General features: G+C 61.4%; 8 protein-coding genes. 7 read left to right on the top strand and 1 reads right to left on the bottom strand.

What is annotated here, in order from left to right:
• Nucleotides 1–413 precede the first annotated feature (413 nt).
• The 6 genes from hemN to IB255_RS20295 all read left to right on the top strand — a co-directional run bounded on the left by hemN (nt 414) and on the right by IB255_RS20295 (nt 15456).
• Nucleotides 414–1811, top strand: a complete 1398-nt coding sequence (gene hemN, locus IB255_RS20320; protein WP_081518321.1) for an oxygen-independent coproporphyrinogen III oxidase — start codon at nt 414–416, stop codon at nt 1809–1811.
• Between the two features lie 160 nt (nt 1812–1971).
• Nucleotides 1972–12852: a filamentous hemagglutinin N-terminal domain-containing protein gene (locus tag IB255_RS20315; protein ID WP_192210777.1), complete on the top strand. Its 10881-nt coding sequence runs from the start codon at nt 1972–1974 to the stop codon at nt 12850–12852.
• A gap of 1 nt (nt 12853) precedes the next feature.
• The gene (locus IB255_RS20310; RefSeq protein ID WP_139791576.1) at nt 12854–13405 is read left to right on the top strand and encodes a hypothetical protein; all 552 of its coding nucleotides are present in this window, start codon (nt 12854–12856) and stop codon (nt 13403–13405) included.
• A 700-nt stretch (nt 13406–14105) separates the two neighbouring features.
• Nucleotides 14106–14438, top strand: coding sequence for a hypothetical protein (locus IB255_RS20305; RefSeq protein WP_139791575.1), 333 nt, complete (start codon nt 14106–14108; stop codon nt 14436–14438).
• 391 nt (nt 14439–14829) lie between these two features.
• Nucleotides 14830–15126 carry a hypothetical protein gene (locus IB255_RS20300; protein ID WP_139791574.1) on the top strand — a complete coding sequence of 99 codons (297 nt, stop codon included), beginning with the start codon at nt 14830–14832 and terminating at the stop codon, nt 15124–15126.
• 9 nt (nt 15127–15135) lie between these two features.
• A complete protein-coding gene (locus IB255_RS20295) occupies nt 15136–15456 on the top strand; it encodes a hypothetical protein (protein WP_139791573.1) in 321 nt (106 codons plus the stop codon).
• A 59-nt stretch (nt 15457–15515) separates the two neighbouring features.
• Here IB255_RS20295 and IB255_RS20290 read toward each other — a convergent pair whose 3' ends face one another.
• Nucleotides 15516–15836, bottom strand: coding sequence for a hypothetical protein (locus IB255_RS20290; RefSeq protein ID WP_081518319.1), 321 nt, complete (start codon nt 15834–15836; stop codon nt 15516–15518).
• 472 nt (nt 15837–16308) lie between these two features.
• On the opposite strand from IB255_RS20290, the gene IB255_RS20285 reads away from it, so the two are divergent.
• Complete coding sequence (locus IB255_RS20285) at nt 16309–16806, top strand: hypothetical protein (protein WP_081518317.1); 498 nt, start codon at nt 16309–16311, stop codon at nt 16804–16806.
• The last annotated feature ends 19 nt before the right edge of the window (nt 16807–16825 follow it).

The raw sequence follows: 16825 nt of genomic DNA, 5'->3' as shown, positions 1-16825 counted from the left end.
CCATCCAGCCGTAACGATGCCGGGGCAGGTCAGTGGGTACCTGCGCTCGCGGGCATTGCCATTAGCCGAATCACGGTGTCTTGTGGAATCTCTGGTTATCTTGGCACCGCTCAGGTGCTGCAGAGGTCCAGCCTAGACGCAGATCACCGGGAATTCCAAAACGAGGCGGGATATTGCTGCGAACGTGCGCAACTTGGTGTTTCGCTGTATAGAAATATAAATAGCGATGGCTATTGGATTGCCATTGCGTGAACAGGCGTGCTGCCATCGATCAGCAACTACTGTAGGAACGTGGAGATTCGTCCTGCACGACAGAACTTCTTGATCCTGCGCAGGAGGCGCGTAGCTTGAGCGGAGTATCGTGCGGCGGCGACTCGCAGCGACAGACTGCCAGCGCCTCAGGAGCCCGTGTCATGCCCGAATCGATGAGTTTCAACCGCGCGCTGGTGGAGAAGTACGACCGTCCCGGCCCGCGCTACACCTCCTATCCCACCGCGCCGCAGTTCCATGGCGCGTTCGCCGCCGACGACTACCGCGCGGCCGCCCGGCGTAGCAACCATCCCGCCGACGGGAGCGCAGCCAAGCCGCTCTCGGTGTACATCCATATCCCGTTCTGCAAGAGCCTCTGCTACTACTGCGCCTGCAACAAGATCATCACCCAGAAGACCCACCGCGCCGTGGAATACCTGGACTACCTCAAGCGCGAGATCGCCATGCAGGCCGAGCTGTTCGACGGCGCCCGCAAGCTCACTCAGCTGCACCTGGGCGGCGGCACGCCGACCTACCTCACCAGCGAGCAACTGGGCGAGGTGATGGACAGCCTGCGCGAGCACTTCAACCTCGACGAAAGCGACGCCCACGAGTTCTCCATTGAAGTCGACCCGCGCACCATCAGCCGTGAGCGCATCGCCGAGCTGCGCGCCCAGGGCTTCAATCGCCTGAGCTTCGGCGTGCAGGATTTCGACGAGAAGGTGCAGGAAGCGGTCAACCGCGTGCAGAGCGAGCAGCAGGTCTTCGACCTGGTCGCGGCGGCGCGCGAGGCGAAATTCAAGTCGGTCTCCGTGGACCTGATCTACGGCCTGCCGCTGCAGACCGTGGCGAGCTTCGACACTACCCTCAGCAAGATCATCGCCCTGCGTCCCGACCGCATCGCCGCCTACAGCTACGCCCACCTGCCCGAGCGGGTACGCGCGCAGCGGCTGATCCGCCGCGAGGACATGCCGCCACCGGAGCGCAAGCTGGAACTGCTGGAACTGACCATCCAGCGGCTGACCGAAGCGGGCTACGTCTACATCGGCATGGACCACTTCGCCCTGCCCGACGACGAACTCACCGTGGCCCGCAGCAACGGCACCCTGCAGCGCAACTTCCAGGGCTACTCGACCCACGCCGACTGCGACCTGATCGCCCTGGGCGTGTCGTCCATCAGCAAGGTCGGCGACACCTACGGGCAGAACGTAAAGGAGCTGTCGCAGTATTACGCGCGGCTCGACGAAGGCCTGCTGCCGGTGCACAAGGGCTACCGCCTGACCGACGATGACTGCCTGCGCCGCGAAGTGATCAGCGCGCTGATGTGCCATGGCCGCGTCGACTATGCCCCGCTGGAAGAGCGCCACGGCGTTCGTTTCGGCGAGTACTTCGAGGGTTCGCTGCGGCAGTTGCGCGAGCAGGTCGGCGACGGCCTGATCGAACTGCATGACGACGCGCTGGTGCTGCTGCCCCAGGGGCAGCTGATGATGCGCAGCGTGGCCATGGCCTTCGACGCCTACCTCGGCGGCGAGCAGGCGGAGCGCTTCTCGCGCACCATCTGACGCAGTAACCGGATGCACAACGGCCCGCCTCCATGGCGGGCTGTTTCTTTCGAGTGGATGAAGACCGATCTCACGCCAGGGAAGGAACTGGCTGATATTTCGTCTGCTGCCTAGCCATTAGGGTTCTCGTTTCGATTTTTTCCGCGACGAGACGCGCAACATGGACATTCGCCACCCCGCCTGCCAACTGCTCGCCAGCGTTCTGTCGGGTCTTCTGATCCTCAATCCCCTGGTGGCCGCGGCGGCAGAGCTGGCTGTAGATGCGGCGGCGGGTGGCAACACGAGTGTCGGCGCGGCGGGGAACGGCGTTCCCGTGGTGAACATCGCCACGCCCAATGGCGCGGGCCTCTCCCACAACAAGTTCAGCGACTACAACGTCGGGCAGAACGGCCTGATCCTCAACAACGCCACCGGCAAGACCCAGTCCACCCAACTGGGCGGGATCATCGTCGGCAACCCGAACCTCAAGGGTGGCGCGGCCAACAAGATCCTCAACGAAGTCACCGGCGCCAACCCCTCGCAGCTGCGCGGCTATACCGAAGTGGCCGGGCAGGCCGCCCACGTCATTGTCGCCAACCCCCACGGCATCACCTGCAATGGTTGCGGCTTCATCAACACGCCAAGGGCGACGCTGACCACCGGCAAACCGATCCTGGATGCTGGCCGTCTGCAGGGTTATGACGTCAACGGCGGCGAGATTGCCATCGAGGGTGCTGGCCTGAACGCTGGCAACGTCGACCGCTTCGAGCTCATTACACGCAGCGCGAAAATCAACGCCGACCTGCACGCCAATCAGCTCACGGTGGTGGTCGGGCGTAACCAGGTGGATGCGGAAAGCCTCGTTGCCACCGCCAAGCCGGACGACGGCAGCGCCAAGCCGCAACTGGCCATCGACAGTTCCGCGCTGGGCGGCATGTATGCCGGCGCGATTCGCCTGGTGGGCACCGAGCACGGTGTGGGTGTGAAGCTGGCCGGCAACATGGCGGCCAGCGCGGGTGATATCCAGATCGATGCCAACGGCCAGCTGAGCCTGGCGCAGACCGCCGCTTCGGGCAGCCTGCGCGCCAAGGCGCAGGACATCAGTGTCACGGGCTCAGGCTACGCGGCGGGCAATGTCGAACTGACCGCCAGCGGTGCGCTGAGCAACCAGGGACAGCTGGCCGCAGGTTCGCGCGTGCAGCTGTCCGCCGCGCAGATCAGCAACGGCGGCATCGTCGAGGCGGGCGTCAACCCGGACAGCAGCCGCAACGCGCTGGGTGACGTGGCGATCGCGACGCAGACGCTGCGCAACAGCGGCAGTGTGGTCGCCAGCCGCAACCTTGAGGCCACCGTCAGCGGCACGCTCGACAACGCACCGGGCGCCAGCCTGCGCGCGGGCAACACTACGATCAACACGCCCACCCTGAACAACCAGGGCCGGGTGCTGGCCACTAACGCCCTGAACCTGTCCGGGCAGCAGCTGAGCAACCGCGGAGGGGAGGTCAGCGCGGCCTTCCTGCAGGTGCAGGGTGGTGCACTGGACAACCGCCTGGGCCTGTTCACCGCCGCGCAGGCGCTGAACTTTACGCTCGGCACTCTGGACAACAGCCAGCAGGGCACCCTGTCCAGCGGTGGCACCCTCGTGGCTCAAGTCGACGGTGTGCTGAACAACAGCCAGGGCGGCCGCTTGCTCAGCGATGGCGGCCAACACCTGCGTGCCGGTCAACTGAGCAACCAGGGTGGCGGGGTGATCTCCAGCCAGGGCGAGCTGGCCGTGCAGGCCGCTGCGCTGGACAACCGGGGTGGCCAGATCGTCGGCGATGCCGCTGTGAACCTCTCTGGCGGCAGCCTGGACAACCGCGACAAAGGCCGTGTCGTTGCCCGGCGCGACCTGCATCTGGCGCTGGAGAGTCTGACTAACGCAGGCTTGATCCAGAGCGACGCCGCCACCCTGACCCTCAACGCCCGTACCGTCCTGAACGCCAGCGGCGGGCGACTCGCGGCCAAGGGCAATCTCCTTGCTCAGGTCGAGCGTTTCGAACAGAACGGCGGCGAGCTGCTCAGCGAAGCCAGCCTGCAAGTGCTGACTCAGCAGTTGATCAACCGCCAGGGCGGCTGGATCGGCGCCATGAGCGCGCTCGATCTGCGTACCACGGAGCTGTTCAACCAGGGCGCGGCGATCTCCAGCCGCGGCAGCCTGACGGTTCAGGCGGCCAGCGCCGACAACAGCGGCGGCCAACTGGTCGGCGATGCCGACCTGCACGTGCAGGCGGATCGTCTGGTCAACCGCGGTGGCAGCCTGCTCAGCCAGCAGGGTCTGAGCCTGCAGGGCGCCACGCTCGACAACAGCCAGGGCGGGGTGCTTAGCAGCCAGCGCGGCCTGAGCGTCGAACTTACCGATGCACTCGACAACCAGGCGGGCGGGCAACTCACCAGCGAAGGCGGGCTGACCGTCACAGCGGCTCAGGTGGATAACCGCGCCGGCACCATCTCCAGTGCGCTAGCACTGAACATCAGCGCCAATACCCTGAACAACCAGGGCGGCAAGGTGCTGACCGATGCCGCGCTGACGCTCGCAACCCCCACCCTCGACAACCGCCAGGGCGGCGTGCTCAGCGCCAAGGGCGTGATCGACCTGCGCGGCGCCAGCCTGCTCAACAGCCAGTCCGGGCGCGTCCTCGGCGGCGCCGACCTGCTGCTCAGCCAGACTCGCGTCGACAACAGCAACAAAGGCCGAATCGAAGCCGCTGGCCGGGTCAGCGGCAAACTCAACAGCCTGGACCAGCACGGCGGCGGCCAACTGGTCAGCACGCTCGGCATCGACCTCGACTTCACCGGCGGCAGCCTCGACAACAGCCAGGGTGGTCTGCTGACCACGCCCGGCCAACTGCTGCTGCGTAACCTGGCGCAGCTCAACAACAGCGCCGGTGGCGAAGTGTCCAGCCAGAGCAGCTTCGCGCTGCAGGTCAGCGGCTTGAACAACCAGGGCGGCAGCCTGCTCAGCGGCGGCGCCCTGAACCTCGCTGCGCAAAGCCTCGAGAACCGCCAGGGCGGCTGGGTTGGCGCCACCGATGGCATCGTCCTGCGCGCCGGCGAGCTGCTCAACCAGCGCGGCGAAATCAGCAGTCGCGCCGACGTGAACCTGGATGCCGGCCAACTCGACAACAGCGCCGGGCGCATCGCCAGCGATAGCGCGCTGCAAGTGCGCAGCGACAACCTGCTCAACCAGGCCGGCGACTTGATCGGCCAAGGCGCTGTGCAACTGCGCGGCGGCAACCTGAACAACAACCAGGGCCGCATCAGCAGCCAGGGCAACGTCGACCTGACACTCAGCGGAACGCTGGACAACCACGACCGTGGCCAGGTGATCAGCGAAGGCGCGCTCACAGTCACGGCGACCCAGGTCGACAACCGCGCCGGCGTCCTCTCCAGTGCGCAGGCGCTGAACGTCAGCGCCAACGCCTTGAACAACCAAGGCGGCAAGGTGCTGACCGACGCAGCCCTCAACGTCACGGCGGCCACCCTCGACAACCGCCAGGGCGGCGTGCTCAGCGCCAAGGGCGTGATCGACCTGCGCGGCACCAGCCTGCTCAACGCCCAGTCCGGGCGCATCCTCAGCGGTGCCGACCTGCTGTTGGCCTATACGCAGGTGGACAACAGCGAGAAGGGGCGCCTGGAAGCCGCCGGGCAGGTGGCCGGCAAGGTCCGGGTACTGGACCAGCACGGTGGTGGCCAATTGATCGGCACCCAGGGCATCGACCTCGACTTCGTCGGCGGCAGCCTCGACAACAGCACCGGCGGCCTGCTCGCCACGCCGGGCGGATTGCTCCTGCGCAACCTCGCGCAGCTCAATAACAGCGCCGGCGGCGAAATCTCCAGCCAGCAGAGCTTCTGGCTCACCCTCGCCGGGCTGAACAACCAGGGTGGGCGCATCGTCTCCAGCGACGAACTGAGTGTGCAGGTGCTCGGTGGCGCAATCGACAACAGCCAGGCCGGCGTGCTCTACGGCAAGCACCAGCTGACCCTGCGTGCCGGTAGTCTGGACAACAGCATCGGCGGCACCGTCGCCAGCCAGGGCGCGTTGGAAGCGACCCTCGATAACGCCCTGAACAACCACAGCGACGGCGCCCTGGCGGCCGGCGGCACGCTCGACGTGCGCAGTGCCAGCCTGAACAACCAGGGCGGCAGCCTCAGTGGCGGGAAGGGCCTCACCCTCGTGACCGGCGCCGTGAACAACCAGAACGGCCGCATCACCGCCCAAGGGCTGCTCAACGCCCACACTGGCGACCTCGACAACCAGGCCGGCATCCTCAGCGGCCAGCAACAACTCACCCTCAGTGCGCAGAACCTCGACAACCGTGCTGGCCTCATCACCACCCAGGGCGTGCTCGACCTTTCTGCCAACCGCGTCGACAACCGCCGGGGCGGCGAACTCTCCGCTGGCGGCCGGCTCAACCTGCGGGTTCAGCAACTGATTCAGCAGCAAGGCAAGCTGATCACCGGCGGCGACCTCAGCCTCGACCTTGCCGGCGGTGACCTCGACAACCGTGGCGCCGTGCTCAGCGTCGGCGGCCTGCTGCGCATCGACAACCTGCGCCACCTCGACAACCGCGGCGGGGAACTCTCCAGCGCCAACAGCTTCATGCTTCGTGCGGCGAGTATTGATAACGGCGATGCCGGGCGGATCATCAGCGCCCAGCAACTCACCCTCAACACCGGCGCCCTGCGCAACGCCAACCAGGGCCTGCTCTCCGGCTGGCAAAGCCTGCTGGTCAACGCCGCCGACCTCGACAACAGCGCTGGCGGCACCCTCTCCAGCAAGCTCGGCCGCCTGGATGTCACCCTCAGCGGCACGCTGGACAACCATGGCGAAGGTGCCCTGGTCAGCCTCGGCCAGCAAAACGTCAGGGCCGCCAGTCTGAACAACCAGGGCGGCTACCTCTCCGGCCAGCAGAGCATCGACCTGGGCATCAGCGATGCCCTGGACAACAGCGCTGGCGGCCTGATCAGCGCCCAGCAGGACCTGCAGATCAACGCCGGCAGCCTGAGCAACGCCAGCGGCGAAATCGGCGCCGAGCAACTGCACATCACCGCCGGCCAACTGGACAACGGCAACGGCCGCCTGATCAGCCAGAACGACCTCGACCTCAACACCGGCACCCTCAGCAACGTCGGCGGCCAACTCGCCAGCGGCGGTAACCTGCTGCTGCGTGCCGGCAACCTCGACAACCGCAACGGCCAACTCATCAGCCAGCGCCAGCTGGAGCTGCACGCCGCCCAGTTCGACAACCGCGGCGGCACCCTCGCCAGCCAGCAGGCCCTGACCCTGCTGCTCAGCGGCGCCCTGATCAATGGCAACGACGGCCTCGTCCTCAGCCAGAGCGGCAACCTGAACATCAGTGCCCAGCGAATCGACAACCAGGGCGGCGGCCTGCAAGCCCAGCAAGACATCAGCCTGAGCCTGCAACAAGACCTGGCCAACCAGGGCGGCCGCGTCCTCAGCCAAGCCGGCAACCTCGACAGCAACAGCGCCAGCCTCGACAACGGTGCTGGCGGCATCCTCGCCAGCCTCACCGGCGCGCTCAAGCTGGTCACCGGCTGGTTCAGCAACAACGCCGGCATCACCCAGGCGCAAAGCCTCGACATCACCGCCAGCAGCGGCCTCGACAACCGTAGCGGCCACCTCTCCGCCGTCAGCGGCGACAACCGCCTCAGCACCGCCACCCTCGACAACCAGGGCGGCGGCCTCTATGCCGCGCAGACCCTCGCGCTCAATGGCGACAACCTCGACAACCAGGGTGGCCAGATTGGCGCCACGCACATCGACTTCGGCCTGCGCAACGCCCTGAACAACCAGGGCGGCCTGATCGAAAGCAGCGGCACGCTCACCCTCGCAGCCGCCAGCATCGACAACCAGAACGGTCGCCTGCGCGCCCTCGGCCCAGGCGGCGTGACGACACTCACCATCGGCTATCTCGACAACCGCAATGGCCGCCTGGAAACCGCCAACACCGACCTCGCCCTGAACCTCGGTGGCCTCACCAACGACGGCGGCACCTTCCTCCACGCCGGCACCGGGCAGTTCGGCGTCAATGCCGGGCAGATCACCCAGGCCGGCGGCCACTTCATCACTACCGGGCGCCTCGACATCAACGCCGATAGCTGGAGCAACAGCAGCGTCCTGCAGGCCGGCTGGCTCAACCTCAATGTTGGTCAGTTCAGCCAGACCGCCAGCGGCCAGCTCCTCGCCAGCCAGGCCCTCACCGGCCGCGGCGGCAACTGGAGCAACGACGGCCTGCTCGCCAGCGACGGCAGCCTCGACATCCAACTGACCGGCACCTACAGCGGCGCCGGCCGCGTCACCAGCCTGGGCGACCTCAACCTCAGCGCCAGCCAACTCGACATCAGCCAGGGCGCCAGCGTTACCGGTGGGAAGAGCGTCACCCTCGGCGCCGGCACCCTCTACAACTACGGGCGCATCACCGCCGCCGGCAACCTCACCGCCAACACCGGCACGCTGAACAACCACGGCACCTTCGGCAGCGCGGGCCAACTGCTCCTCAACACCGGGGACCTGCTCAACGACGGAGAACAGAACGGCGCGCTGCTCTTCAGCGGCGACGACATGACCCTGCGCGTGGGGGGCACGCTGACCAATCGGTATGCGGATATCTACAGCCTGGGGAATTTGGATATCGCGGCGAATGATGCGGGTGGCTGGACGACCGCACTGCAGAACATCTCGGCAACCTTGGAAAGTCTGGGCGACATGAGCTTGCGCGCCAGTTCACTGGTCAACCGCACTGACGTATTCGAGACAGTCGCCGGGGAACTGGTCTCAGCAGCTATTGGAGTGCGTTGCTTTGATTGCAGCGAACCTCCGCAGCTCGGCGCTCGCGCCCCGAGCAGCCACCTGGTCTGGGTTGAGAACTATCGGGGAGTGCAGGGGGAAAGTTCTCCCTCGGCAGTGATAAACGCCGGTCGCCATTTGAACATCGAGGGTAGTGACCTGTTGAACCAGGCATCGACGATTGCTGCCAGTGGCAACGTCTCGATGATGCTGGACACCTTTACCAACAGGGGAGTTGCCATTGGCGACTACTCCGTACGGCGCTCCTTCGACGTTCCTTACGGCGGCTCCGGTGCATACGGTGGTCTCTCGGGGGCTGTGAGTTTCTGGAACCAGGTCATGGCGTACAACGCTGCGAATGATCCGGGCTATGAGTCGGGTCTACGCTCGCCTACCGGCGAGATGACACGCCCCAACCTTCACTTCTGGAACCGAGACTGGGACGAGTCGCTGGAGCTGGTCACGATTCGGGCAGGCGGCCGGGAAGCCACGCGCTTCGGCCAGTTCGGCTCCATCCGTGTCGAGTTCCCGGGTGCTTCCCCCTTCGCCGACTTCCAGCTGCCGCATTATCAACCGGGTGCGCTGGTCGATGCGCCAGACCCGGTCAAGAACGCCACCTTCTTCGATGAACTTATCGTTCAAACCGGCGGTAGCTCCTTCATCAACGCTGTGGTTCAAGCCGGCGGCAACATCGCCATCAATGCCACACAGAACCTCAGCAACAGCGTTATCCAGGCGGGCATTCCCCAGCAATCCGGCACTCCCCGCATGGGGGAGACCGGTGTCAGCGGCAACACCGCCACCGTCGTCTCCATCAACGCCCAACTACCGCCCGACCTCGCCCAGCAGCAGGTCAACCCCATCAGCCGGCCCGGCTTCAGCCTGCCCACCGGCAACAACGGGCTGTTCCGCCTCAGCGGCCAGGAAGGCACCCAGAGCGGCGCGCAGACCATCGACGCCGGCGGCAGCTACAGCTTCAGCGGCCAGACCATCCAGCTCACCCAGCGCGAGCGCAGCCTCGATGGCGCCAGCGGCCGCGCCGACGACCTCAAGTGGAACACCACCGGCATCAGCGGCGGCGCCCAGCGCACCGGCGGCGCCAGTGACAGCGCCGAAGCCGTCCACCTCAACGGCGGCCCCCAGGCCCCCGACAGCGCCACCGCACCCTCCTGGAACGTCGCCCAGGTCCAGGGCGTCCCCAGCACCGCCCGGCCCGACAACAGCCACAAATACCTCATCGAAACCAACCCCGAGCTCACCAGCCTCAAGAGCTTCTTAAGCTCCGACTACCTCCTCGGCCTGCTCGGCTACGACCCCGACAAATCCCAGAAGCGCCTGGGCGACGGCCTCTACGAACAACGCCTGATCCGCGACGCCGTCGTCGCCCGCACCGGCCAACGCTACCTGGCCGGCATCACCAGCGACCAGGACCTGTTCCGCTACCTGATGGACAACGCCATCGCCTACAAGGACAAGGTCCACCTGCAACTGGGCGTGGCCCTGTCCGCCGAACAGGTCGCGGCGCTGACCCACGACCTCGTCTGGCTCGAAGAGGCCACCGTCAACGGCGAAAAAGTCCTGGTACCGGTGCTCTACCTCGCCCAGGCCGACAACCGACTGGGCCCCAACGGCGCCCTCATCCAGGGGGAAAATCTCAGCCTCATCAGCGGCGGCGACCTCGCCAACCAGGGCACCCTGCGCGCCAGCGGCGACCTCTCCGCCACTGCCGCCAACCTCAGCAACAGCGGCCTCATCGAAGCCGCCGGGCGCCTCGACCTGCTCGCCCTGGACGGCATCAAGAACACCCAGGGCGGCATCATCAAAGGTCGCGACGTCAGCCTCATCGCCCTCACCGGCGACGTACTCAGCGAACGCAGCATCACCCGCATCGACAGCACCCAGGGGAACCGCACCTGGACCCAAAGCTTCGCCGACAACACCGCGCGCATCGAAGCCGCCGGCAACCTCGACATCAGTGCCGGGCGTGATATCAGCCTTCCCGGCAGCACCGTGACCGCCGGCCGCGACATCACGATGCAGGCCGGGCGCGACATCAACCTGCACAGCGTCGAGCTCGAACGCAGCCAGACCGAAGGCCGCAACTACCACCAGAGCACCAGCCAACTGAGCGGCGACGTCAGCGCCGGGCGCGACGTGCAAATCAACGCCGGACGCGACGTCAGCAGCATCGCCAGCCATATCGACGCCGGCCGCGACATCGGCATCAGCGCCGGGCGTGACGTCGTCCTGGCCAGTGCTACCGACGAGCAGCACAGCTACAGCCAGAACAAAAAAATAACCGCCCAGGAAGACCACGTCAGCCAGCAGTCCACCACCGTCAACGCTGGCGGTGACGTACTGGTCAGCGCTGGCAACGACCTCACCCTCATCAGCAGCAAGATCAACGCCGGCAACGAAGCCTACCTGGTAGCCGGCGACAAGATCGAAGTCCTCGCCGCCAACGACAGCGACTACTCGCTGTATGACAAAAAGGAAAAAGGCAGCTGGGGCAGCAAGAAAACCCAGCGCGACGAAGTCACCGACGTCAAAGCCGTGGGCAGCGAAATCAGCGCCGGCGGCGACATCACGATGCTCAGCGGTGGCGACCAGACCTACCAGGCCGCCAAGCTGGAATCCGGCAACGACATCGCCATCGTCAGCGGTGGGGCGGTGACCTTTGAAGCGGTCAAGGACCTGCATCAGGAAGCCCACCACAAGGAAGACAGTGACGTTACCTGGAGCAGCTCCAAAGGGAAGGGCAGCACAGATGAAACCATGCGTCAGAGCCAGCTCACTGCTGAGGGCGAAGTCGTCATCAAGGCCGTCGATGGCCTGCACATTGACCTCAAGCAGATCAACCAGAAGAACGTCAGCCAGACCATCGATGCCATGGTCCAGGCCGACCCCAAACTGGCCTGGATCAAGGACGCCGAAGCGCGTGGCGACGTCGATTGGCGCCTCGTGCAGGAAATCCACGACTCCTACAAATACAGCAACAACAGCCTGGGCGCCGGGCCGTCGCTCATTATCTCCATCGTCGCTGCCGCTTACCTTGGCCCGGTCTATGGCGCCATGGCCAGCAATCTTGCCATCGGCACCATCAACAACGGCGGGGATATCGGCCAGGGCCTGCAACACGCCGCCAGCGCCGACAGCCTCAAGGGGTATGCCATCACGGCGGCCACCGCCTATGTGGTCAACCCCTACCTGAACGGCGAGTTCGAGGTCCATACCGACCCCACCTACAACGTCACCAAGGGCTTCAACCTCAACACCTGGGGCATGGATGGTGTGGGTGGCTTTGCCGCCTACAGCCTCGCTGAAGGCTTTGCGCAATCGGTCATGCAGCAGGCCGCTTACGGCGGCAGCTTTGCCGACAACCTCGGCGACGCCATGGGCGCCCAGGGCTCCGGCCTCGCCATGGCGCTGGGCTTCAACAGCGTGGGCAATTGGGCGCAGGGCGATTACGGCGGTAGCCGCTACGCCCCCGGCAGCCCACAGAAAGTCATTGCCCACGTCCTGATGGGTGGCGTACTCGCCGAAGCCACCGGTAGCGACTTCAAGACCGGCGCCATGGCCGCCGGCGCCAACGAAGCCATGGCCAATACCTTGAGCCAGTGGGCCAAGAACGATCCCAAGTTCGAGCTGATGGAATCGCAGATCGTTGGCGTGCTGGCCGCCATGGCGGTGAATGGCGATGTGAACAAGGGGGCGGAGATTGCCAAGAATGCCACCGCCTATAACAGCCAAGATCATGATCACGACGGAAAAATTGACTTCAACGACAAGCTGCAGGAAATCAAAGAGCAGCTTGGGAAGCGAAAATCACCGCTAGATGCCGCAGCTGAAGGCGATGGCATCCAGATTGCCCCCAATACGGCGACAGCGGGAGGGGCCTTCGCCGCTGGAGCAATGGGGCGAATTTTTGGTGGTGGCGGAAAATTAACCGGTGTTGAGTTTTTACCAAAAGCAACACGTTATAGTGCGGGGCAGGTGGAAGCTAATATTACGCAAAGTAGTGCCATCAAGACACTTGAATCCAGTGGCTATAATAAAACGATCTCGCAGGATGGAACGGTTACTGTGTTGACAAATGGTGAGAAAACATACCGATTCTACCCGTCGGCAACTTCTACCGGCCAACCGTCTGCCTCTTTGACAGTCGAGGGAATAAAGAAGCCAGTAGTTAAAATTAGGTTTTCGGGGCAGTGAGATGGCTATCATAGAGATTGAGTCTAGCGAGATGTCTAAGGTTGTAGATGGTCTTGCTAAGGTTGTGTTCTTTGAGAGGGATCTTCCTTTAAATGTTTTTATCAAGGAGGGGCTTTCTTTCTGGTTCTTTGAAAGGCCTATAGTTGATTATTTATTTTTGTTTTCGGGTCTTATTTCGATTAGCTTGTCGGCATTTGGTTCTAGCCCATATGTAAAATTTTCTGGTCGAGAAAATATAGCTGGCTCTTGTGTTCGATTTGATGGGGGAAATATTGAAGAGGACACGGATTTGGTGAGTAGGAAGTTCTCGAATTTCTTTGGTGGAAAGGTGGGTTATCCAATATTTTTATTTAATGATATGTATGATTGGGTGGCGATCGAGAGCGCACATGATGAATTTGGTGTTATTGCTGTCGACTCTGGGAGGGTTCCGAGAGAATTTATCGATTTTCTGGAGTTTAATTTTATACCTAAAGCTGAAATGATAAAGCTGGCTAGCGGTACTGGTGCGCAGAGTATAGATGCGAAGATAATTTTAAAATATTATTTGTAGGGGGTTATTGTCCCGTCCAAGTGTCTAAACGACTTTCCCACCTCCAGGCGGATGGGTTGCAAAAGAGTCCAATGCATTTTTGCAAGTTGCCCAAGAACCATTTAAAGCTGGGCAAACTATTAGTAATGCAGGCAGAGCCGTAACCAAGCATCCTGAGTATTTTGGGTTTGAGACAACTCAAGAGTTGCGTCAAGTATATAGGACCGATGCTCAGCTAAATGAGGTCGCAGGAAAGGCGATTCAAGAGATTCTTCAGGGGGCGTAAGAACTACGGGAGCTGGCGGCAGGTACCCCAGTGGATGGGTTACCTACACTCTTCCAGACGGAAGAGCGGCTAGCTGGGGAGCTAGTGGCGAGTTCATTGGGTTTAGAGGGGTGCAAAAGTAGATGAAAAATTTAGTTTTCGAGAAGGTCGGAGATATTCACAGTGAATATCCATATTTATGTGTGTATTTTTCGGGAGAAAAAGAGCCTTTTATGGAGATATCTGTGAGTGAAAGTCGTGATATTAAATTCGTATTCTATTCGCGAGATGTAAACTTGTCTCTTGGGGTTGAGGAGTTTAATGAGTTACTTGATAGAGCTAAGAAATTCCTGCCGCAGGCATTGGAGAACGAAGATTTTTCTTAATAGATAATTTGTTGCAAAAGTGATCCCGGGGTTCAGTCAAGTTGAGTCTGGGGTTCTTAATGAGGAAAAATTGATTCTTAACTCTAGTGAGTTAGCTAAGATTCAAGCTGCTCATGCCGCAGGTACACCTATAGAGGTGAGTATTGGAGGGCGATTAATTCAATATGAGCCAGGGTTGCCAGCCTCGGGCATGATAAAGTTCGGTGAAAATGGTTTCCTCATCGGTAGAGAAGCATTCAGTTCACCAGTTGAGCTACAGAAAACGGTCTTGTATGAATTACACCGCCTGAGTACTTCTCAATCTTCAGCAGGTGTGTCTGCTGAATTGGCTGCGCAGGAGACAAAAGCTGCTTTTGAGTTTGCTGAAAAAGCCAGCCAGTACCTCAGCGGAGGTGCCAAGTGAGTAGTAGAGAGATATCTAGGCGTTGGGTTGATGCAGGGATAACTCTAGCGAAGGACCCAATGGCAGAAGTCAAGTGTCCTGTTTGCCTCGTAGGGATGTTAAAAACGATCGATATACAAAAAGATGAGGGCTCAGTTGAATTTGAGCGCTTGATTAGTTGCCCATCCTGTGGGGCGAGAAATGCGCTTAGGATGCGTAATAAAGTAGATTAGATTGTTGCAAAAGGGGCTGCAACAACGAAAGGATTTGTCCCAGCAGAGAGAACAGGCCTTAATTTCGAAAAAAAGTTGCAAATAAATCAGATGGGTATATCGACGTTGAGCTGTCCGCTAGACAGAAATTCGATAAATCAGGTGCAGTTGTAGATAGTAAATTTGCTCAAAGTGATCTAGTGGCTCGTTATTCACCTGATGGAAACCTGCATATTGACTGGTACGGTACTACTGTTTCTGGGAAGGGTGTTGGCAGCGAGATGGTTTCGAGAGCAATTGAAACAGTTGGGCCGAATAAGGTTAAGACGGTTTCAGCACAGTTAGGAAAGGACAATCTCGATGCTTTCAGGGCTGGTGCCGCTGCGGGGCTTTCTAAAGAGCAGGCTGTATGGAGCACCCCACTAGGAAAGACAATGAACTCACTGGGTTTCAGAAATGTTGATGTTTCTGGGGCTAGTGTGAAGTTTCTTCAGTGAGGCTAGGTCATGGATAAAATTGAAGTAATCAGAAGCCTAATGGGCTCTGACAGAGTGAAAGACGTTCTTGATTTTGTCGAAGGTGATTCTGTCTATATCTCGGATGCTTCAGAAGGAGTTCCTCAGAGTCCGGAGCTTAGAAAGGTTTGGATTTTGATGGTTCATCATCTAAGGTTTGTGTCAGAGTTTGGTGATATTTCAACGATCCAGCAAAAGAATGGTAAATATTTAAGTCCGCACCCTGGGGAGTTTGAGGCTTGGTTGAATGCCGGGGCCCCAGGAATTGCAGATGAAGATTTAAGGTCTTATCTAAAAGAAAACCCGTTGTAATGCTCTATTGAAATAGAACCCCAGCCACTGAGCTGGGGTTTTTTATTACCTGCGATTCACTACCGCCTCACTCGCTGTTCGTAGTCCGCTTGGTACAACGACCAGGCATCGGAGGCCAGCAGCAACAACGAGCGACTGATCGCGCAGTACGGATTCAGCTCCGGGTCGCCCAGGCGCATTGCGGTAAGCAGCTCGATGACGGACCGCAAGCGACACTCCGCCGCCTCATACAGCGCATCAGCGGGGGCGTCCGCGTTCAGGTACAGCGTGGCATTGCGTGGGTTGATGCTGTGTTGTGACGTTGTGTCCAACGGGACGAACCGCTCTGCGTTGCGGCGTTCAGTTGGGGCGGTGTGTGACGTATGATTCGCGTCAGCCATGGTCAGCTCCTTGATAGCTGGTTGTGGTTAGCGGGCCGTGGGTGTTGACGCACTCACGGCCCGCGTCTTTTGCGTTTTCGCAAACTCCTTTACCTGATCCGCGCCGTTCGGCACCTCTGGATCATGTCTGTGTCGGTGCGCCGCTCCTTTGCCCAAGACGAACGCTCAGGAACGTGCCTGCAATGAGCGGCGTACTGCCGGAAATGTGTCGCTATTTTATCTACTCCCGATGCGAGGGCTCCAGGCGCTGGAATGGATTCCTCCCTATCTGGTCGGGGCTTGGGAAAAGGCTGACGTGTTTCCTAGGTACCTTCGGCCACGGTGGCTCCGTTGACCACTCGACAGGGAGCATTGGCTACCTGAAGTCCGCGAGGCCCATGGTGGTGATGGGCTATTGAAACGGTCGCGAGTCGCTTGCCCGCTCGGCAACGGGCAGGCAATCGACATCCGCGGCGGAGGTTTTGGCTGAGAAATGGACATGACGCACGCAGAGCTTTGCGAGATTGCCCGAATGTGGCTTACCCGGCGAAATACGCTGTGCAACCACGGTTGCCACTTGGGCTTGCTGGGACGGGAGTGGATGAAGGGGGCGCATGTGCCCGATGTATTGGGGTTCAAGGCGGTCGGGAAGCGGGTCGAATCCGTGGCGATTCAGGTTCGGCTGGCCTGGTCCGATGCCGATGAATCGGCGCGCAAGCAGCCACCCGCGAAGACGCTGGGGATGGGGCTGTACCGCTATTATCTCTGCCCCGAGGGGGCCATTCAGCCCTACCAGTTGCCACCGCGGTGGGGAATGTTGTGGGTGACGCGCAAGGGGCAGGTAGTCCCTATGGCGGGTGCTGTTGCGGAGTCCTGGAACCGGCTTACGTTCCATTCCGTGGCCCAGGACTGGCAGCACGAACGGGATATCGAGCAGGAAAGCTGGCTCTTGGTTCGTGCGATGACCCGACAACCGTTTAGCTTGCCTTAAGGCCAAGCGACGTGAACGG

The sequence above is a fragment of the Pseudomonas sp. PDM22 genome (assembly GCF_014851965.1).
Lineage (GTDB): Bacteria > Pseudomonadota > Gammaproteobacteria > Pseudomonadales > Pseudomonadaceae > Pseudomonas.
The sequence above is the reverse complement of the archived record's forward strand: the minus strand, read 5'-3'. Positions and strand labels throughout refer to the sequence as shown.